The sequence below is a fragment of the Nocardia tengchongensis genome, assembly GCF_054781395.1.
In genome coordinates this window covers 1-16,330 of the sequence record NZ_BAAGUM010000027.1, presented here as the reverse complement: position 1 = coordinate 16,330, position 16,330 = coordinate 1, and the positions used below count along the sequence as shown (strand labels likewise).

Annotated in this window: 21 protein-coding genes; 5 read left to right on the top strand and 16 right to left on the bottom strand. The window is 68.8% G+C overall.

The window, feature by feature from the left end; genetic code table 11:
• Window positions 1-140: 140 nt before the first annotated feature.
• The gene (locus ACYVKL_RS38905) at window positions 141-1,004 is read left to right on the top strand and encodes a site-specific integrase (RefSeq protein WP_379174191.1); all 864 of its coding nucleotides are present in this window, start codon (window positions 141-143) and stop codon (window positions 1,002-1,004) included.
• Window positions 1,005-1,161: 157 nt separating this feature from the next.
• Here ACYVKL_RS38905 and ACYVKL_RS38900 read toward each other — a convergent pair whose 3' ends face one another.
• The 6 genes from ACYVKL_RS38900 to ACYVKL_RS38875 form a co-directional block, all read right to left on the bottom strand.
• Entirely contained in the window at window positions 1,162-1,320 is a 159-nt protein-coding gene (locus ACYVKL_RS38900) for a hypothetical protein (RefSeq protein ID WP_379174190.1), read from the bottom strand.
• 215 nt (window positions 1,321-1,535) lie between these two features.
• Window positions 1,536-2,165, bottom strand: coding sequence for a hypothetical protein (locus ACYVKL_RS38895; RefSeq protein ID WP_379174189.1), 630 nt, complete (start codon window positions 2,163-2,165; stop codon window positions 1,536-1,538).
• Window positions 2,166-2,257: 92 nt separating this feature from the next.
• Window positions 2,258-3,637, bottom strand: coding sequence for an ArdC-like ssDNA-binding domain-containing protein (locus tag ACYVKL_RS38890; RefSeq protein WP_379174188.1), 1,380 nt, complete (start codon window positions 3,635-3,637; stop codon window positions 2,258-2,260).
• Window positions 3,638-3,732: 95 nt separating this feature from the next.
• Window positions 3,733-4,197, bottom strand: coding sequence for a hypothetical protein (locus ACYVKL_RS38885; protein WP_379174187.1), 465 nt, complete (start codon window positions 4,195-4,197; stop codon window positions 3,733-3,735).
• Window positions 4,198-4,249: 52 nt separating this feature from the next.
• Window positions 4,250-4,621: a hypothetical protein gene (locus ACYVKL_RS38880; protein ID WP_379174186.1), complete on the bottom strand. Its 372-nt coding sequence runs from the start codon at window positions 4,619-4,621 to the stop codon at window positions 4,250-4,252.
• 39 nt (window positions 4,622-4,660) lie between these two features.
• Window positions 4,661-4,885: a hypothetical protein gene (locus ACYVKL_RS38875; protein WP_379174185.1), complete on the bottom strand. Its 225-nt coding sequence runs from the start codon at window positions 4,883-4,885 to the stop codon at window positions 4,661-4,663.
• 636 nt (window positions 4,886-5,521) lie between these two features.
• Here ACYVKL_RS38875 and ACYVKL_RS38870 point away from each other — a divergent pair.
• Entirely contained in the window at window positions 5,522-5,689 is a 168-nt protein-coding gene (locus ACYVKL_RS38870) for a hypothetical protein (protein ID WP_460774310.1), read from the top strand.
• A gap of 9 nt (window positions 5,690-5,698) precedes the next feature.
• Here the strand turns inward: ACYVKL_RS38870 and ACYVKL_RS38865 are convergent, their stop codons facing one another.
• The 7 genes from ACYVKL_RS38865 to ACYVKL_RS38835 all read right to left on the bottom strand — a co-directional run bounded on the left by ACYVKL_RS38865 (window position 5,699) and on the right by ACYVKL_RS38835 (window position 12,357).
• Window positions 5,699-6,427 (bottom strand): hypothetical protein, encoded by a 729-nt coding sequence (locus ACYVKL_RS38865; protein ID WP_379174182.1) that lies wholly within the window; start codon window positions 6,425-6,427, stop codon window positions 5,699-5,701.
• Window positions 6,428-6,739: 312 nt separating this feature from the next.
• Window positions 6,740-8,494 (bottom strand): ParB N-terminal domain-containing protein, encoded by a 1,755-nt coding sequence (locus ACYVKL_RS38860; protein ID WP_379174181.1) that lies wholly within the window; start codon window positions 8,492-8,494, stop codon window positions 6,740-6,742.
• Between the two features lie 135 nt (window positions 8,495-8,629).
• On the bottom strand, window positions 8,630-8,917 hold the full coding sequence (locus ACYVKL_RS38855) for a hypothetical protein (RefSeq protein WP_379174180.1): 288 nt from the start codon (window positions 8,915-8,917) through the stop codon (window positions 8,630-8,632).
• Window positions 8,918-9,006: 89 nt separating this feature from the next.
• Window positions 9,007-9,540, bottom strand: coding sequence for a hypothetical protein (locus ACYVKL_RS38850; RefSeq protein WP_379174179.1), 534 nt, complete (start codon window positions 9,538-9,540; stop codon window positions 9,007-9,009).
• 70 nt (window positions 9,541-9,610) lie between these two features.
• Window positions 9,611-10,627, bottom strand: coding sequence for a DUF4192 domain-containing protein (locus ACYVKL_RS38845; RefSeq protein ID WP_379174178.1), 1,017 nt, complete (start codon window positions 10,625-10,627; stop codon window positions 9,611-9,613).
• A 359-nt stretch (window positions 10,628-10,986) separates the two neighbouring features.
• Window positions 10,987-11,976, bottom strand: coding sequence for a DUF4192 family protein (locus ACYVKL_RS38840; RefSeq protein WP_379174177.1), 990 nt, complete (start codon window positions 11,974-11,976; stop codon window positions 10,987-10,989).
• 78 nt (window positions 11,977-12,054) lie between these two features.
• A complete protein-coding gene (locus ACYVKL_RS38835) occupies window positions 12,055-12,357 on the bottom strand; it encodes a hypothetical protein (protein ID WP_379174176.1) in 303 nt (100 codons plus the stop codon).
• Window positions 12,358-13,028: 671 nt separating this feature from the next.
• Between ACYVKL_RS38835 and ACYVKL_RS38830 the strand changes: the two genes are divergently transcribed.
• Genes ACYVKL_RS38830 through ACYVKL_RS38820 form a run of 3 tightly spaced genes read left to right on the top strand, consistent with a single transcriptional unit; the run spans window position 13,029 to window position 14,294 of the window.
• On the top strand, window positions 13,029-13,811 hold the full coding sequence (locus ACYVKL_RS38830) for a hypothetical protein (RefSeq protein ID WP_379174175.1): 783 nt from the start codon (window positions 13,029-13,031) through the stop codon (window positions 13,809-13,811).
• Between the two features lie 46 nt (window positions 13,812-13,857).
• Window positions 13,858-14,061 (top strand): hypothetical protein, encoded by a 204-nt coding sequence (locus ACYVKL_RS38825; protein WP_379174174.1) that lies wholly within the window; start codon window positions 13,858-13,860, stop codon window positions 14,059-14,061.
• Window positions 14,062-14,066: 5 nt separating this feature from the next.
• A complete protein-coding gene (locus ACYVKL_RS38820) occupies window positions 14,067-14,294 on the top strand; it encodes a hypothetical protein (RefSeq protein ID WP_379174173.1) in 228 nt (75 codons plus the stop codon).
• A 144-nt stretch (window positions 14,295-14,438) separates the two neighbouring features.
• Here ACYVKL_RS38820 and ACYVKL_RS38815 read toward each other — a convergent pair whose 3' ends face one another.
• From ACYVKL_RS38815 to ACYVKL_RS38805, 3 genes are all read right to left on the bottom strand, one after another.
• Entirely contained in the window at window positions 14,439-15,098 is a 660-nt protein-coding gene (locus ACYVKL_RS38815) for a TIGR02391 family protein (RefSeq protein WP_379174172.1), read from the bottom strand.
• 166 nt (window positions 15,099-15,264) lie between these two features.
• The gene (locus ACYVKL_RS38810) at window positions 15,265-15,849 is read right to left on the bottom strand and encodes a hypothetical protein (RefSeq protein WP_379174171.1); all 585 of its coding nucleotides are present in this window, start codon (window positions 15,847-15,849) and stop codon (window positions 15,265-15,267) included.
• A 206-nt stretch (window positions 15,850-16,055) separates the two neighbouring features.
• Window positions 16,056-16,283 carry a hypothetical protein gene (locus tag ACYVKL_RS38805; protein ID WP_379174170.1) on the bottom strand — a complete coding sequence of 76 codons (228 nt, stop codon included), beginning with the start codon at window positions 16,281-16,283 and terminating at the stop codon, window positions 16,056-16,058.
• Window positions 16,284-16,330 lie beyond the last annotated feature (47 nt).

Below are 16,330 nucleotides of genomic sequence, written 5' to 3'. Positions count from 1 at the left end.
GTGATCACCGGCAGCGTAACCGCTTTCGGGTGCCGCTGATCTGCGGTTTCCGTGCGTGTCGGTGGGGGCTGAGATCCTGGTGGGATCTGGCTGGGAGGTGGTGCGCGGTGGCCGCTGGTGGAGTGGTGTCGGGTGAGGATATGGCCGATCTGCACGAGATCGGGTTCGCTGCGCTGGCCGATCCGGTGACGGATGCGTTCGTGCTCCATTTGGCGGGGACGCGGCTGGCTCGGCGTACACGGGAGACGTATCGGGAGCGGGTCGGGAATTTCGTGCGCTGGCTGCGCGCGAGTGGCGCGCACCCGGACGCGTTGCTCAACGCGGCGGCCCGGGATGTGGCGGTGTCGGCGTATTTCGAACACCTGGTGGCCGAGCGGGATGCGGTGGCGCGCACGCTGAATACGACGTTGGCCGCGCTGGATGCGTTCTACGAGTGGCAGGGGCTGGGCCGCCCGGCGGTGGGTCGGGTGTCGACGGATCTGCATGTGCCGCGGACGTTGGACGATGAGCAGATCAGCCGGTTCTTGGCGGCGGCGGCGGAGGACGCGCGGGACTATGCGCTGGTGGCGGTGGGGCTGGATGCTGCGCCGCTGGAGACGGAGTTAGCGGGGCTCGATGAGGATGATGTCGAGTTGAGTGCGCGCGGGGGCAATCTGCGGATCGGTGATCGGGTGGTGCCGCTGGAGGCGGGGACCCGGGCGGTGCTGCTGGCGTGGCGGGCGGAGCGCCGGAAGATGTTGGGGCCGATGTCGTCGCAGCGGGCGTTGTTCGTGTCCAAGCGCGGCCGCCGGCTGGCTCCGCGGTCGGTGGACTTCATCATTCGGTCGGTGGGCCGCCGGGCGGGGATGGAGATTTCGCCGGGGACGCTGCGCAATACGGCTGAGCAACGGTTGCTGGTGGCGGGGTGGTCGCCCTCGGCGGTGGCCGCGTTCCTGGGGAACACCCGCCCGGATATGGCGCGGGTGCGGGCGTTGACGCAGCTGAGTTTGGATTTCGAGGCCTGATCCTGCGGGCCGCCGGAAGGACTATCGTCTTCCGGCTTGTCGCGTGGTGGCTGGCCACCGTGTTGGTCGGGCCGGGTGCGCGGCCGGGTACCTCCGGTGGTCGTCCGCGTGATCGGCACTGCATGGAGCGCAGCGGAATTCCGTTTCGCTGCGACCGCTAGGGCCGCATCTCGGTGGCGCGGGCGAGGATTCGGGCTCGTCGCCGGGTGGCCGGGTGGCCGTAGGTGCGGTAGAGCGTCATGCGTGCTTGCGCCCACCTCCAGCGGCTGGCGACGGTTTCGGGTTGCGGCCACATCTGGGCTGCGCGAGTGCTCATAACCGGTTGGACGCGGGCAGCGCCGAATTGGTTCCGTGCCCGGCCACCCGGGGCCGCTGTCGCGGCCCTGGTCGGGTTGCGCGGCGGTTGGGCCACTGTGTCGGGTGGGCCGGGTGCCTGACCCGGGCACGGCCGGTGGCTGCCCGCCCAGAAGACACAGCATGGAGCGCAGCGGAATTCCGTTTCCGCGGCCCGCGCGCCGGCGGGGGTGTTGTTCATCCGGGGTGCGGGCTGGGTGTGCTGGCGCGGGCTGCGAGGTGGTCGAGGCGTTCGCGGATGCTGTCCCAGTGGCGCCGGGCGCGGGCGGTGGCTTGGTCGAGTTCGTCGGCGGTGGGGAAGGTTTCGGCGATTTGGGCGAGGCGGGTGCCGTGTTCGGCGTGGGCTCGGCAATAGGTGTCTTGTAGGACTCGTTCGGCGGCGGGCCAGAGGTCGGCGGCGATGCGGGAGGTGTAGACGTCGCTGATGTAGCGGACGATGGCCAGGTGAGAGGGTTGCGGGTCGATGGGCAGGGGCCCGCGGGCGAGGGCGGCGACGGCGTCGGGGGTGGGGCGGCGGCCGCCGCGTACTAGTTCGGTGATGGCGGTCAGGGCGACTTGGGGGAGGTGCCCGGCGAGGTCGTCGACGCCGATGAGGGCCAGGACGGCGGCGGCTTCGGCGGCGGGGGCGTTGAGCAGGGCTTGTATCAGCTTGTTTTCGGGGTCGACGTCGGCGAGGGCTTGGGTGTCGCCGTGTGCGGTGATGGCGTCGAGTACGTCGTCGACTGGTGCGGGGTCGGGTACGGCACGCAGCGGCGGCGGGGTGGCGGCGGCCCGGTTTCGGTGGCGGGGGTGGGGTTGTGTGTGCACGGGGGTTCCTGTCGGATGCCCCGGCCACCCGACACCATTTCGCGCATTTCCTACGTTTGGTGGGGTGGCCGGGGGCTCGGTGGTCGGGGTGGCTAGATGGCGAGGGTGAGTTGTTCGGTGTCGGTGGCGAGGTCGGCGTAGCGCGCTGCTGCGGCGGCGTATTCGGCGCGTTTGGCTTCGAGTTTGGTGATTTCTGCGGCGGCGGCCGCGGCGTAGCGGGTCTGGTCGCGCTGGCGGTCGGCGGCCTCGATGGCGGCGGCCGCGCGGTGCAGGGCGGGCAGGTCGTCGCGGGTCACGTAGTGGGCGAGGATGGCGCGCATGACTGCGGCGGTGCGTTCTTTGGTGCGGGGAGGAACGTCGGTGTCGTGCTGGGGGTCGGTGGGGCGGCGGCAGTGGACGCGGCGGCCGTCGATGCGGTCGAGCTGGTCGATGGCGAGTCCGCCGGTGCCTCCGATGAGGTCGAGGCCGTTGACGATGGGGCGGTCTTTGCGGTGGTAGCGGTCGAAGTGGTGGCGCGTGTCGTATTCGCCGTAGTGGATGGTGACCATGTGCACGCGGTCGCTGTCGAGGGCGGATTGCGGGGCGATGGTGAACGTTCCGGCGATGCGGGGCCCGGTGACGGTGTAGTAGGTGAGCCCGGTTGCCGTGTCGGTGCGGATGGTCGCGGATCCGTCGGCGTATTTGCCCAGTTCGAGGGGGATTCGTGAGGGATCCGCCGGCGCGGCTGCGCGCGGGGCGCGGGCGGGGCGGGGGCTGTCGGTGTAGGTGGTGGGGCGTTGGTCGGCGGGCAGTGTGGTGATGGCGGCGAGGGCCTGGGCGAGCTCGTCGATGGTCGGGTTTTCGCTGGTGGTGACGGTGCGGGCGTCGTGGTCGAGGGCGGGGGCGTCGCCGGTGGTGATCTGGTAGCCGCGGCGCTCGAGCTGGGCGACCAGCGAGGCGCGCAGGGCCGCAACGGGATCGGCGACCGGGGCGACGATGACGGGCTCGTCGTCGAAATCTTCGATGCCGACGGTTTGGGCGATGTCGAATACGGAGACCATGCGGTAGCGGGTCCGCGTCGCGGTCTCGCCGTCGCCGTTGTCGCCGTTGTCGGCGGGCTCGGTGATCGGTTCGGCGTCGGCCGGGGGAGTGTCGCTGCCCGGGACTTCTTCGCGGCCCTTGGGGGCGACGATGCGGAAGCCGGTTTCGCCCTTGCGAATTCCGCGGCCGCGCGCATTCCAGTCCTTGACGCTGCCGACGTCGGACAGGGTCATTCCGCGGGCGGCGGCCTGCTTGTCGAGTAGGGCGTGGTTGCGCAGCGAGTAGCGGCACACCATGGACGGCGCGGTCAGGGTGGCCAGGCGGGTAACGAGGGTGGAGACGGCGTCGGGGTCTGCGAGCAGGGCGAGGCCTTCGGCCTTGATGGCGTCGTCTGCGGCGTCGCGGGCGGCGCGTTGTTCGGGGGTGTAGCTGCGGCGGCGGCGTGTTGCCATGGGATTGAGTGCCTTTCGTGGTCGGGTCTGTGCTTCGTCCGGCCGGGCACTTAGGCGGTGCCCGGCCGGACTGCGGCGGTGTGGCTGGTTGTGCGTCAGTTGCGGCGGGCGCGCAGCAGGTTGACCCATGCGCGGCGGTAGGCGATGGCGAAATTCTGGGCTTCGCCCTCGGCGATGGATTCGGCTTCGGCTCCGTCGGTGGCGTCGCGGATGGACACGATCCAGTTGCCGATTTCGGCGGGGCTGGTGGCGAGTCCGCTGCTGTCGTCGTTGGTGATCAGCAGGTAGAGGGTGCCGTGGGGGTCCATGTCCGGGCCGGCGTCGGCCTCGAGGGCGAGAACTTCGTAGAGCTCGCGGCTGGGGCGGGCGTCGGCTTCGAGGGCGAGGAAGCTGTAGCGCTCGAATCCGCCGGTATCGACGATGCGGACCGGGGGCCGGTCGGTCTCGGTGTCGGTGTCGCGTTGGGCGAACATGTCGAGGATGTCGATTTCGGCGGCGTAGAGCTCGCGCAGCGGCGCGGCGATGCGCTCGGGTACGGGGGTGGTCGGGATTCCGGTCATGGTGGCGAATTCCTTTCGTGGCTGGCTGTTGTCGAGGTGGGGGTGTGTCGCCCTAGCTGGTGGCGGGTTCGGGCTGGGCAAAGGCCTTCATGCGGACCGACAGGCCTGCGTCGATTCCGCGGGCTTTGATCACGGGCGTCGGTTCGCGGCCGGGGGCGGTGTCGAGGCTGGCGCGCAGGTTGGTGGCTTCGATGAGTAGGGCGTCGCCGATTCCGAAGCTGGCGTGGACGCGTTCGGCCATACGGGCGCTGAAGCGGACTCGGTAGACGGTGAGGCCGTCGGGTTCGTAGCCGCCGTGCCCGTCGGGCCGGTCGTGGTTTTCGATGATGGTGATATAGACGGTGGCGCGGTCTTCACCGGTGCGGGTGCGGAAATTCTGAAGTTCCCCGATCCGGGCGACATTGCCTTTGATGATGACACTCATGACGGGTTTTCCTTTCGGGTCGAATTCGTGTGGATTGGGTCAGAGTTTCGCGCCCGTACGCAGGGCGGCGCGGCCGCGTGCGTCGGCGAGGCCGCGGCGGATGGCGCGTCCGGCCTGGCAGAGGGTGCCGGTGTTGGGGTTGGGGAGGCCGCCGGGGCAGCAGGTTTCGCAGGTGTCGTTGTGCTGGTAGAGGGCGTTGGTGAATTCGGCGACGGTGCCGCCGAAGGGCTTGAATCCCTGGCCTTTGTTCTCCATGTTGCTCATTCTTCTATTCTACAGTTCCTACGTTTCAATTCGCTCATTTTCCGGCATGATGAATCTCTCTGCCCTTCTTTTGGGTTTGGTCTTGCGTTTTTTGCCCGGCCTTTGCAAGCCTGCCCCCGGCGAGGGCGGGGGTGTCGGGGGCAGGGCCCCCGGGTGCGCGCCCGCCAGGGCGCGGGGTTGTTCGGTGCCCGGCCCAGGGAGGGGGCAGGGTAGCGGTGTCGTCCTTCGCTGAGCCTGCGGGCGTCTCGATCACGGCGGGGTTGGGCCGGCAAGCAGCGACGCTTTTCCGCTGCTTGCCGGCCCAACCCTGCCGTGATAGCCCTGGTGGGGCTCGGCGGAGGGCGACACCGGCACCCTTCGGGGCCGGGCGCCGCGCGAGCGGAGCTCGCGGATGTCGGTGAGCGGTCGAGGGTCTGGGCTGTGTGTCGTGGTGGTGAGCGTCGCGTACGCGGGGCGGCTGGGTGGTGAGCCTGCGGGAGCTGCGCGACGGCGGGAGGGCCCGGTGTCGCGGCAGCTCTGAATATCGGTGGGGGGCGGCGCGGCCGGGGCCGCATGCGGGCTGGTGTGCCCGGTGGGTCTGGCGTGGTATGGGTTGGTGTGTTCGTGCGGGTCGGCCGGTATGGAGGGAGTGCGGTTGTGTCGGAGGATGTTTCGTTGGTCGAGCGTGAGGCGGCGCGGTTGATGGCGGCGTGGGCGTCGGTGTCGGCGGCCGACGTGGCGGCGGTGGTCGAGGGCGTGCCGTTCCGGCCGGCGGTTCCGGGTGGGGCGCGGTTCGTGGTGGCGGTGCCGCCGACTCGCGACTAGATCGCCTGTCTAAGGCTCGATTTCGAGCGGAATCCGGATCCAGCTGGCGCGGCCCTCGGCGATCATGTCGAGGGCCGCGTCGTGGGTCGCGGGCGCGGATCCGGTGATGATGACCAGCCCTTGCCCAGTGCGGGCGTTGTCGGCGGCGCGGCGATGCCAGCGCGGATCGGCGGCGAGGGTTCCGTCGTAGAGCGGCTGGTCGTCGGGGGTGATGATGCGCAGCATGTCCCCGGCGAGGTGGGCTTGCCATCCGGCCGCGGGGTCGGCGTCGAACGCCAGATCAGTCATGGGCTGGGCCCCGCGGTCGCGAACGGCGGAGGTGAGGGCGTCGGCGGCGACGAGCGCGCCGGTGGCGGTCGTGGTGAGGGTGACGCGGTGGCGGGCGAGCAGGATCACGGCGGGTTCGTCGTCGAAGAGGACGGCGAAGGTTTCGGCGTGGTCGATGTCGGGCTCGTCCGGGGTTGGCGCGTCAGGATTGGGCACGGGCTCAAGGGTATTCGCGCTACTGGGCGCGGGTGCGGGGTTGTCGGGGATGTCTGGGGTGAGGTGTTCGGCGGCGATGGCGCGGGTGCGGTGGCCGCTGGTGTGGCCGCGGTCGTAGGCCTCGACGGCCCACCAGCTGCCTTCGTAGTAGTAGACGTGTCCGGCGAAGGTGTGGCCGATGTAGACGGGGTAGCGGCCGTGGTGGTCGATGCGGCCGAATCCGTACCGGCGGGGCGGGGGTGGTTGGGTTGTCATGGGCGGGAGCGTCTTTCGGTGTCGGCGGGGAAGCCGCGCGGAGCGCGGGCGCGCGCAGCGCGCCGGCGCCGCGTGCGGCGGGTTTCGTGTTGGCCGGGTGGGGTGTTGGTCGGGCCCGGCTGAGCGACCGGTGTCGGCTGGGAGTTGTCCGCGGAAAAAGACAGCACGGAGCGCAGCGGAGTTCCGTTGCCGGCCGCCGCGTGCGTCGGGTGGTGGTGCGCGGCCCGGCTCGGGGAGCTGGTTCGGGCCGGGCCGCGCGGTGAATGGGGCAGGGCCGCGCCTGGTGTGGGCGCGGCCCTGCGGGGTGGGTGCCTAGTCCTGGTCGGCGTCGGCGGCGAGCTGGCTGCCGCGTTCGGCTTCGGCGGCTTCGGCGGCGGCGATCTCGGCGAGGGCCTGGTCGACGGTGATGTCGCCGAGCGTGAGGCGTTCGGCGATGCCGGGCACGTGCCCGAGCGAGATCAGCAGCCGCAGGTAGGGCTGTGACAGGGTCATATCCACAGTCCAGAACACGTTTTCCGGCGGGGCCGCGATGCGCCAATAGTTCGGCTTGTCCTCGCGCGGGTGCATCCGGCCCTCGATTGCGCCCATGGCCAATCCGATGCCGATCATCTGGGCGCGGGCCAGGCTGATCCCGTCGAACGCTGTTCCGTCTGCGAGCTCGTCGCCGGGCATGGCGAGCAACTCCGATGCGGTCGAGCGGGCGGTGTACTCCTTGAAGATTTCCGGGGCCGCTCCCTCGAGGCGCAACCGCCACAGTTGCACTTCGGCCGGTACGGCTTTCGGGATCTTCGCGAGCCACTTGGCCACGAATGCGCGCCGCTCGAGGGTGTCGGACTTCGCGACCTTGTTGATGATGGTGACGGTCTGGGTTGCGGCTCCGGCGGTTTCGCCGCCTTCCTTGACCTTGCGCAGACCGGCGCGCTTGTGGTCGTGGCAGTAGTAGGCGACGGTGACGACTTCCTCGACGCTCACGTCGCGGGCGTGGTGCTTGCCCTTGGCGGGTTCTCGGTCGGGGTCGTCGTAGGTGGCGCGGTCGACCTGGCGGTCGTGGATCTCCTCGCCGGTGGCGGTTACAACGATGCGGTTGCCGATATCGACGTGGACGGCCCACTGTGAGGCGGCGATGTCGGCCTCGGTGACCTTGTCTCCTTCGCGGGTCCGCAGGTCCTCGATCGGGACGAACTGTTTGCGCTCGTCGTTCCAGGGCGTGCGGGCCAGGATGCGGAATCCGCGCGCCGCGTAGGGGGCGATGGCCTCCTCGCGCTTGGTGCGCACGCGGCGCTCCTCGCGCAAGCGAACGATGGTCGGATCGAAATTGCCGCGCCGGGCGGCGGCTTCGAGCTGGGCCATGGCGTTGTCGTCGTCTTCGAACTCCATGGCGGCGGCGGCCTGGATGAGGTCGAGTTCGCCGGTAACCGCTGCCTCGCGCGCGTTCCCGGCCTTGCTCAGGGCCTTGATCGCCTTGGCTTCCTTGGTGCTGATTCCCAGCTGTTTCAAGGCTTTCGTCTTGTCCCCGGTGGGCAGGGCCAAGAGTGCGAGTTCTTCTTGCGCGCGGTAGAGCTGCTCGTCGCTGAGGTCGACGCGCCGTTCGTTGGCTTCGACCTGGTCGACGATTTCCGACGCGCGCCGCGCGGCGTCTGTGCCCTCGGGCTCGGGCCCTACCAGGTAGTCAATGCTGGGCAGTCCGGCCGCGCGGGCGGCGTAGGTGCGACGCTGCCCGTCACTGACCTGAATGATGTTGTCAGCACGCAGGTAGGCCGTGGGCGTCTGCAAGATGCGCTGCTTGATCGACGCGACGAACTCGTCGGTGATCGTCTCGACGGCGTCGTCGCGGACGTTGAAACCGGCGCTCGACCCGAACACGACGTGATTGGGGTTCATCCCGAACAGCACGCGGGCGGGCAAGCCCTGGGCGATGCGTTCGGCGAACTGGCGGCGCAGGTCGTCGGCGACCTCGGCGGGCAGTGGGACCGGTACCGGCTCCACGGGTTCGGCGGCGGCCGGGGCGGTGTTCTCCTCGGCCGGGGCCTCGGTGTCGGTGCTGGCGGGGGCTTCGATGGTTGTCATGGTGGGAGTGATCTCCTAGAGTGGGCGGCGAAAGGCCCCCAGCTAGTTAGGCGCTAGCTGGGGGCCTTTGTCGTTGTGGTCTGGCGTTTTGCGGGCTGTTCCGGTGGGGCGGGCCTCGGGCGGCCGGGCGGCTGCTCACGCTCGGGCGGCGATCTCGTCGCGGCGGGCGTTGAGTGCGTCGCGCAGCGGGTCGGCGGCGGCGCGGAATTTGCCGGTGCGGTTGCCGAATCCGTTGACCCAGTGCGGATGCCCGTTCGCGCCGAATGCGGCGTCTACGGCCCATCGGGGCGCTTCTCCGTCGAGCTGGGACAGGCGCAGGATTTCGCCGCTGTCGAATTTGACCGTGGCTTCCCATCCGTCGAGCTTGGGGCCGAACACGCTGTTGTCGGCGCGGCGGCCTAAGTCGTTGATCTCGAATTGCATTGCGGTGGTTCCCCTTTCCGGGGTCTGGCCGGGGAAGGGCCGGGCATTTAGGCGATGCCCGGCCCTTCCTCGGGGAGTGGGGTGTTCGGTTACGCGAGTCGGGCGATCGGCGGCCACGGCCGGGTCACGACGTCGGCGGCAAGCGCGTAGCCGTCGTGGTCGGGGCCGGGCTCGGCGGTGGCGGGTACGGCGGCGATGAATTCCTCGGTGTCCAGCGACCAGACCGGGTGTCCGGGCTCAGTGGCGCGGGCGGCGTAGGCGGCTTCGAGCGGTATGCCCTGCTCGTGCATGTCCAGCCCGAGTCGGTCGATGAGCTTGGCGTGTTCGGTTCCGCTGTCGCCGGGGCCGTCGGCCTCGTCGTCGACGACGACGGCGACCGCGCTCACGGCGATGGTGTTGCCGGTGTTGATCCATCCCCAGTAGTCGCCTTCGACGGTGCAGCATCCGCCGCACGTGTCGAGCTCGGCGACGTACACGCCGTGCACGGGCATCGGTTCCCAAGCGTGTTTGGCGTTGTTGACCAGCAGCACCACCAGGGCGCGAGCGGGGATGGCCTCGCGGTGCTGGCGGGGCAGGGAAGCGACCAGCGCGGCGACGCTATCGATGATTTCGGGGTTCTTCACGTGGACTCTCTTTCGCGGGTTGTGGCCGTTGGCCTTGTGTGGGTTGGGTTTTCGGGTGCGGCGGTGGCCGTTAGGCCGGGCGCACAATGCCGAACTTGTCGCGGACGATCTGCGGCGGCACGCCGCACTCCACGGTGTGCGAAAGCAGCCGCGCCAGCCTGCATTCGGGGTCCTCGTCGAGGGCGATACCGAAGGCGATCGACGCTGACACCCCGTCTTCGCGCAGGGCGTAGGCGCTGAAGCCGTAGAGAGTGGCCGGGATGGCTCGGGCCTGTCCCGGCAACAAGCGGGTGAGGTCGAGCCAGAACGCTTCGGCCCGGTCGGCGAGTTCGCTGCCGCACAGCCGGAACAGGCCGTAATGCGTTTCGGAGTTGCCCAACCGCGCGGCCACATAGGCGGCGTCGGCGGGGTCGGCTCCGGCGGCCGGGTCGTGGCGTTCGATCCGGGTCATGATCTCGGCAACCTCGCGGGCGGTGAACTCGTCGAGTTCGTTGGCCCGGACGGCGGCGGCGAACTGCGCGGCGTTGTCGTCGATGGCCGCGCGCAGGTGTTGCGCGACCGCGTCACTGCGGGCGGCGTCGAGGGTGAAGCGGGCCTCGATGTCGGCGCGTGAGCGGCTGATGTTGCGGCCTTGCAAGACGGTGTGGGCGGTGAGCGGCTCGGTGGTGGGGTCGGGCATGGTGCCGGTCCCGTCGTCGGTCAGCGACCACCAGGGGGAATCCGGGGTGATGGCGGGGGTAGCCCAAGCACCGACCAGCGTCACACCGGCGGCGGCGAATTCGGCTTCGACGGTGCGCAACAGGGCCTCGTGCTCGGTGCGGTCGTGGCTGCGGGCGCGGTCGTCGACGATGGCGACCAGTGCGGCGTTTCCGAGTCGGGCCAGCCGTTCGGCCGAGCGGCCGCGCGGCGCGCGCTGGAACTCGTGGATGTCCATGCGGGCGACCACGGGGATGGCGTGGTGTGGACTGTCCATGTCCTCTTTCAGGAACATGAATACAAGGGACCGTTCCGGAGTGAATCCGAGCAGTGCGGGAATGGCGGCGGTGAGGTTCCCGATTTGCGAAAAGGTGAATTCCTGAACAGGCATTGAATATGCCTTTCTGTGTCGTTTCGAATGTGTCGAGCACGGCGCTAGGTTCCTGTTCCGCCCGGTTTCGCGGGTCGGCGCGTGACTGCTCCGGGTGTCAACCCTGAGCGCTCTCCGTGGGGCCTTACGGCCCGTTCCACCTGGGACATGTCCGGCCGGACGGGGTCCGGCCGCCCGCTCGGATGCGGGACGGGTTGCGGGAGTCAATATGTTCGCGCGTGCTCTATTAAGTTCTCAAAGAACGCAGGTGCGGCGAGCGGTTCCGGTTTCCCTTCCCCGCCCCCTTGCCGTACCTCTAAAGTCTATCTTTCCTACGTTTCGCGGTCGAATTGAATTCGCGTGATCCGCGCCACTGTCGGCTATTTGCGGCGGCCGTCGTATTCGGGGACTTCGACGCCGTAGCGGGTGGCGACGATTTGCCCCATGGCCAGCAGGGGCCGGACGTAGTCGACGGGCATGGCCATGGTGTGCACGGCCTGCATGTACTTGACCAGCGGCGGGGAGTCGTCGCGGTCGGCGTCGTCGGCGGCGCGGGTGGCCTCGTAGCTGGCGATGCCCTGGCTGTCGATGTAGTACAAGACGGCGGCCATCGCGAGCACGTGGGCGCGGGCGCGGCCGCGCAGCTGGTTGCCGATGGCGGTGTAGACGGCGGCGGCGGCCGGGGTGTCGATCAGCGCCAACCCGAGCATCGCGTCGCGAGCGGGCCGGTACAGGGTGAGAACGGCGGCGTTGGCGGCCAGTTCGGCGGTCGGGTAGTCGTTTCCGGCGATGGCGCGCGACAGGTCGCGCAGGACGGTGGCGGTGTGGCCGGGGCGCAGAGCGGCGATATCGGCGCGGATGAACGCGTCGGCCTCGGGCTCGGGGCGCTCGGTGAACTGCGCGGTGGCGGCGGCGCGACCGAGCAGGATCAGGCGGCCGTCGGCGACGGCGGCGACCATGGCGGCGGTCGCGGCCGGGTCGGGAATGATCCCGTCCTCGGCATAGTCGAGATCGGTGTAGCGGCCTCCGCGCCGCAGTTCGGTCGTGTGCGCACGTCCTTCGACCGGCACGCCGTAGGCGGCGAGCTTGCCGGTGATGGCGTCGGCGAGCATGATCGCCGCCCCGGCGCGGCTGTAGGGGGCGATGGCGATGATGCGGGCGCTGTCGACCTTCTCGCGCCAGGCCAGCCGCGCAATGGACTGGGCGGCGTTCGCGTGGTCCTGGTCGATGTCGGTGTCGATGACCATGACGATGCGGCCGTGGCGCAGGAATACCGCCACCAGGGTTTCGTCTTCGGGCCAATAGTTGAGGAATGCGGGGGTGGCGGCCACGTATTCACCGATGGTGATTTCTTCGGCGTGGGTGATCATTTCTCGATTTCCTTCCGGATGAATTCGACTGTGCGGAATTCGTGCCGATCGCCGTTGATCGGCACGGGGGGTCGGGGGTCAGCTGAGACCGGCGTAGCTCCACAGCCGCGTTCCGATCACCGATCGGAACTGCTCGGCCTGGTAGTCGGTGCCCCCGAAGGTGTAGCCGCGCCCGGTGCGCGCCCACTTAGCGGCCTGACCGGCGAGTTCGCGCGCTTCGGTGTCGTCGCCCGCGTCGTTGGCGGTGTCGGCCTTGGTGAACAGGGCGGCGGCGCGGCGCGCGCTGTAGGCGGCCTTTTCGGCGCGCTGGTCGAGGGTGAACCGCGCGGCGAGGTCGGCTTCGATGGCCGCGTAGGCGGTTTCGGTGGCCTGCTCGTTCATTTTCGTTCCCTTCTCTGCCTTGCTGATTCTTCTATTCTATACTTCCTACGTTTCAATACAGCTATTTCTCGATATGGGATATCTCTCGACTTTTCTTTTGGTTTCGGCTTGTGTTTTTTGCCCGGCCTTTGCAAGCCTCGCCTCCCCGGCGTTAGGGGCGGGGGTCTCGGGGGCAGCGCCCCCGGTGCGCGGCCGGCAGGTCGCGGAGGATCCCGGCGCCTGGACATGGCGAGGGGGTGGGTGTTGGTGTCGTCCTTCGCTGAGCCTGGGGCGTCTCCGATCAGGTCGGGTCTGGGCAGGTCAAGCCACGCTTTTGGGCTTGACCTGCCCAGACCCGACCTGATAGCCCCTGGTGGGCTCGGCGGAGGACGACACCAACACCCTCGGGTCCGGGTGCCGCGCGGCCGCCAGGCCGCGGAGGCGGGTGAGGGGTTCGGGGCGCCGGTGCCGGCGGGAACGCAGCCGCCTTGGGCGTAGGGCGGCTGGGAGGTGAGCCTGCGGGAGCTGCGCTGAGTGTGGGAGGGCTCGGTGTCGCGGCAGCTCAAAGCTTGTTTGTGAGCACGGATCCGGCGGGGGGAGCGGGGTGTCGGCGCGGGAGGTTTGCTGTTGGCCGGTGCCGGGACGGATCCGGAATATACGAACGCTCGGGAACCCCATTTATGATGGCGGGCATGGAAACTGCGGCAGATTCGCTACATCGCCAAGCGGCGATGCGGGCTGCCCGCGACGCGGCCGCCGTGGTGACCGAAGGGCCTGTTTGGGCGTTGATTCAGCGCGATCTGAGCGATATCGCGTCGGTGACGATGTCGAGCGGGCAGGTGTTCGAGAAGGCGTTGTCGACCATGGCGGAGGTTCCGGGGCCGGCGTCGGCGATGGTCGAGTCGATCAATCTGGCGAGCAGCGCGCTCGCCGGGTCAGTGCAGCAGGCGGTGGACTCGCTCTCCCACGCCGCGAATGTCTTCTCCAACCTGCAAACGGTCCTGGCTTTACCTTCTCATGTTGCGTCGCAAACCCTTCCGGTGTTCGAGGACTTCTTCAACCGGCTCGGCACAGAGGTCGCGCCGGTGCCGGGGATCATGCGCGCGCTGCACGCGGAGCTGACGGCGGTGACCGCTCCGGCGATCAGCGACGCCTTGAAGTCGCGGGCGCTGTTCAACGACGTCTTCAGTCGGGTCCGGGTGCGGCTGGAGTGGCTGCGCGAGTTTCTTCCCGAGCCGATCTCTTGGGCCGACAGCCTGCGGCGGTTGGTCCCCTTCGATCGCGACCGCTTCGCTCGGGCGCTGTCGTACGTACACCGTTATGAGCGGGCCATTCTGGCTGCGCATTGGTTGGCGGCGCAGGGCGATGAGCCTCCGGGTCGGCGTGTGGTCGTGCGCCGTCGTCCGGCTCGAGGCCCGAATTTCCGCGGTTCGACTTCAATTTCTTGTCGAACCGCGGGATTGGTGCGCGCCTAGAACGGTTGTGCCGCACGCTATCCCGCATTGATGCGCGGAGTACAGCGTGAATCTTCTTTTTCTGTTGGCCCGGCCGGAGTGCTGGGTGCTGGTGTATGTGGTGATGTCGTTGCCGGTCGCGGCGGCGGCGTTCGCGGTGATGTTGGCGGTGGTGGTGTCGCTGTTCGCCAAGCCCGACCGCGCGTGGCATGCCCGGCTGGTGCTGGGCGATGTGCTGGGGTTCCTGCTGCGGTGGGGGCGTCGCCGGTGAGGGGCGTGGGCAGGCCGATGCTGTGCCCGGACGCGGTGCTGGCGGATGTAATGGCCATGGTCGTGGACGGGCAGTCGGATTCGGCGATCGCTGCCGTGTTGAACGGCGCGGAGGTGCCGACGCCGGCGGGTCGGCCGCAGTGGCAGCGCTGTCATGTGTGGCGGCTGCGCCGGACCGCGAGGGCGCTGCGGCTGCTCGATGGCCTGGTGGGCGAGGGGTCGCGCGCGGCGTGAGCCGCGCTCGGCGCGCGGTGCTGGACGGCTGGGCCGGGGTGGAGTCCTGTGGACTTCACCCCGGGCCCGGGGTTGGTTTGTGCTGGGTTGGTGGGGTTCCGGTAGTAATCGCCGAAAATCCAACGAAGTTCGCGTAGTTGGTGGTCAGGCGGGCGCGTCGGCTTCTACAAGGTCGGCTTCATCGATCCACCGGGCGAACAAGCTCAACGCCGCCAAACGTTCGAGGGCGGTCTGCTCATCGAGGTCGAGTTCCTCGTTCGGCACATGCCCGACTGGGTTGCGGATCGCGGCGAAACAGCCGCCGCCGAACTCCATCACCCCACGCCGCATCGACTCGGCGGTCTTCTCGTTGCTGAAACCCAGATACCGCAACCGCGGCTTCCCGGGCTCGGGTTCCCTGTCGGAGAACGCCTGCTTGATCAGGTCCGACTCCAACAGGTCGCGGCGCGAAACCTTGGTCTCCAGAAGCGAAGCCACCGCTTTCGCTGCTGCCAACACTGCCTCGTGTCGATGCCCGGTGGACCACTGAGCGGAGGCGGCCTTCCAGATCAGAGGGTGCAGCCCTGCGGCAGTGATTCGAGGCGAGGTGTCCGCCCCGCCGAGACGGGCAAGCACCTCCTCGTGGCTATCGAGGCGGGCCAGCAGCTTTCTCGCGGCATCACGCTCGGACTTGAACTCATCGTTCTTGGACGTCTGGTTCTCGCTCTGCCACTCCGGGTACAGCTTGGCCAGGATCGGCCGCACGGTCTCCGCCATCCGGATCGCTTCAGGTCGCCCGCATTGCGGCAAGGTCTTGGCGGTCATGAACGCGACACCGTTTCCCGCACTGGACTGGTTCACGGGTTTGGTGGTGGCGACGAAGGTTTCGAGCTTCTCGCGGACCCATGGCACATCAACATCAACAAGTTGCACCAGTCCATCATGAACACCGTCCGCGACACCCCGTACAGGGACGCGCACCCGCGTCGGGTCATCGCGCTACGGTGACCTGCCATGCTGCTTCTCGGGTTCTGGGGGTGCCGTTGCCGCTGGTGTTGGGGTCGTAGGAACTGAGAAACACCATGATCGGCTCGTGTGGTGAGCCGATCATGGACATGACCAGGCCGTGTTTGGTCTCGCCTTGGCCGACCTGACCCGACAGCAGTGGCCCGGGTGGCATGAATGGCCGGTAGTCGCCCGCGGCGGGTCCCCATCCGATGGACTTGTCAGCCCCATACCAGGGATCGGATGTGCTGGCGTAGGACCAGGTCACGCCGGATGCGCTGTAGGGGAAGGGTTTCTGGGAGGTTCCGACGATTGTCAGCTCGAGGACCAGGCACGGGAGTGCGCCGAGACAGTGGTCGTCCTTGACTCGTGCGCCGTTGAGTGTGACGTCCGCGGTGGATCCGTCGGGTGCGGTCGCGTGGACGGGGATGCCGATCGTGCCGGCGTAGCTGGGTGCGGGTGTGACTTTCGGTGGCGACTGTTCTGCTGGCCGGATCTCGGCTTGCGCCTGCTGGCAGTTCGCTATCGCCAGGGCGACGGCACCGGCGACGGTCGCCAGGGACTTCCTCATTACGCTAACCCCTCATCCGCACCATGCGTCCAACACCAAAACCCATATCTATCAGACGGTTACGGCATATGCGCCCACAATTGGGGGCCTTGGCCGCCGGGCCCGCCGACGCGATTCATGCCGAAGCGTCCGCGCTTCGGGTTCCAGGCTCGGGCCCTTCGGGCCCGCGCCTGGGGCGGGGCCCTTGGGCCCCGCCCTTCGGCGGCTTAGGTGCCGTCGGTGCCGCAGCCGTCGCAGAGCAGGAGGGTGCCGTCGAGGTACCAGCTGCCGCGGGCGATGGGGCAGTTGGTGGGCTGGTAGGGCCACTCGACGCCGGGGAGGTGGGCCAGGCCGACTTCGAAGGGGCGGCCGTCGACGATGTCACGGGCGGTGGTGATGGTCCAGTGACCGCCGAGGGGGCTGAGGTCGGGCAGTTGGTCGATGGCGTAGCTCATGGTGTCGGGTTCCTTTCGTGTACCTGGTGGATCTGGGCTCCGCCCGG

What these genes read in the sequence shown, in the direction of transcription:
- ACYVKL_RS38905 (WP_379174191.1), top strand. Translation starts at nt 141, where the DNA reads ATGGCCGATCTGCACGAGATCGGGTTCGCTGCGCTGGCCGATCCGGTG.
- ACYVKL_RS38900 (WP_379174190.1), bottom strand. Translation starts at nt 1,320, where the DNA reads ATGAGCACTCGCGCAGCCCAGATGTGGCCGCAACCCGAAACCGTCGCC.
- ACYVKL_RS38890 (WP_379174188.1), bottom strand. Translation starts at nt 3,637, where the DNA reads ATGGCAACACGCCGCCGCCGCAGCTACACCCCCGAACAACGCGCCGCC.
- ACYVKL_RS38885 (WP_379174187.1), bottom strand. Translation starts at nt 4,197, where the DNA reads ATGACCGGAATCCCGACCACCCCCGTACCCGAGCGCATCGCCGCGCCG.
- ACYVKL_RS38880 (WP_379174186.1), bottom strand. Translation starts at nt 4,621, where the DNA reads ATGAGTGTCATCATCAAAGGCAATGTCGCCCGGATCGGGGAACTTCAG.
- ACYVKL_RS38875 (WP_379174185.1), bottom strand. Translation starts at nt 4,885, where the DNA reads ATGAGCAACATGGAGAACAAAGGCCAGGGATTCAAGCCCTTCGGCGGC.
- ACYVKL_RS38865 (WP_379174182.1), bottom strand. Translation starts at nt 6,427, where the DNA reads ATGACAACCCAACCACCCCCGCCCCGCCGGTACGGATTCGGCCGCATC.
- ACYVKL_RS38860 (WP_379174181.1), bottom strand. Translation starts at nt 8,494, where the DNA reads ATGACAACCATCGAAGCCCCCGCCAGCACCGACACCGAGGCCCCGGCC.
- ACYVKL_RS38855 (WP_379174180.1), bottom strand. Translation starts at nt 8,917, where the DNA reads ATGCAATTCGAGATCAACGACTTAGGCCGCCGCGCCGACAACAGCGTG.
- ACYVKL_RS38845 (WP_379174178.1), bottom strand. Translation starts at nt 10,627, where the DNA reads ATGCCTGTTCAGGAATTCACCTTTTCGCAAATCGGGAACCTCACCGCC.
- ACYVKL_RS38840 (WP_379174177.1), bottom strand. Translation starts at nt 11,976, where the DNA reads ATGATCACCCACGCCGAAGAAATCACCATCGGTGAATACGTGGCCGCC.
- ACYVKL_RS38835 (WP_379174176.1), bottom strand. Translation starts at nt 12,357, where the DNA reads ATGAACGAGCAGGCCACCGAAACCGCCTACGCGGCCATCGAAGCCGAC.
- ACYVKL_RS38830 (WP_379174175.1), top strand. Translation starts at nt 13,029, where the DNA reads ATGGAAACTGCGGCAGATTCGCTACATCGCCAAGCGGCGATGCGGGCT.
- ACYVKL_RS38815 (WP_379174172.1), bottom strand. Translation starts at nt 15,098, where the DNA reads ATGACCGCCAAGACCTTGCCGCAATGCGGGCGACCTGAAGCGATCCGG.
- ACYVKL_RS38810 (WP_379174171.1), bottom strand. Translation starts at nt 15,849, where the DNA reads ATGAGGAAGTCCCTGGCGACCGTCGCCGGTGCCGTCGCCCTGGCGATA.
- ACYVKL_RS38805 (WP_379174170.1), bottom strand. Translation starts at nt 16,283, where the DNA reads ATGAGCTACGCCATCGACCAACTGCCCGACCTCAGCCCCCTCGGCGGT.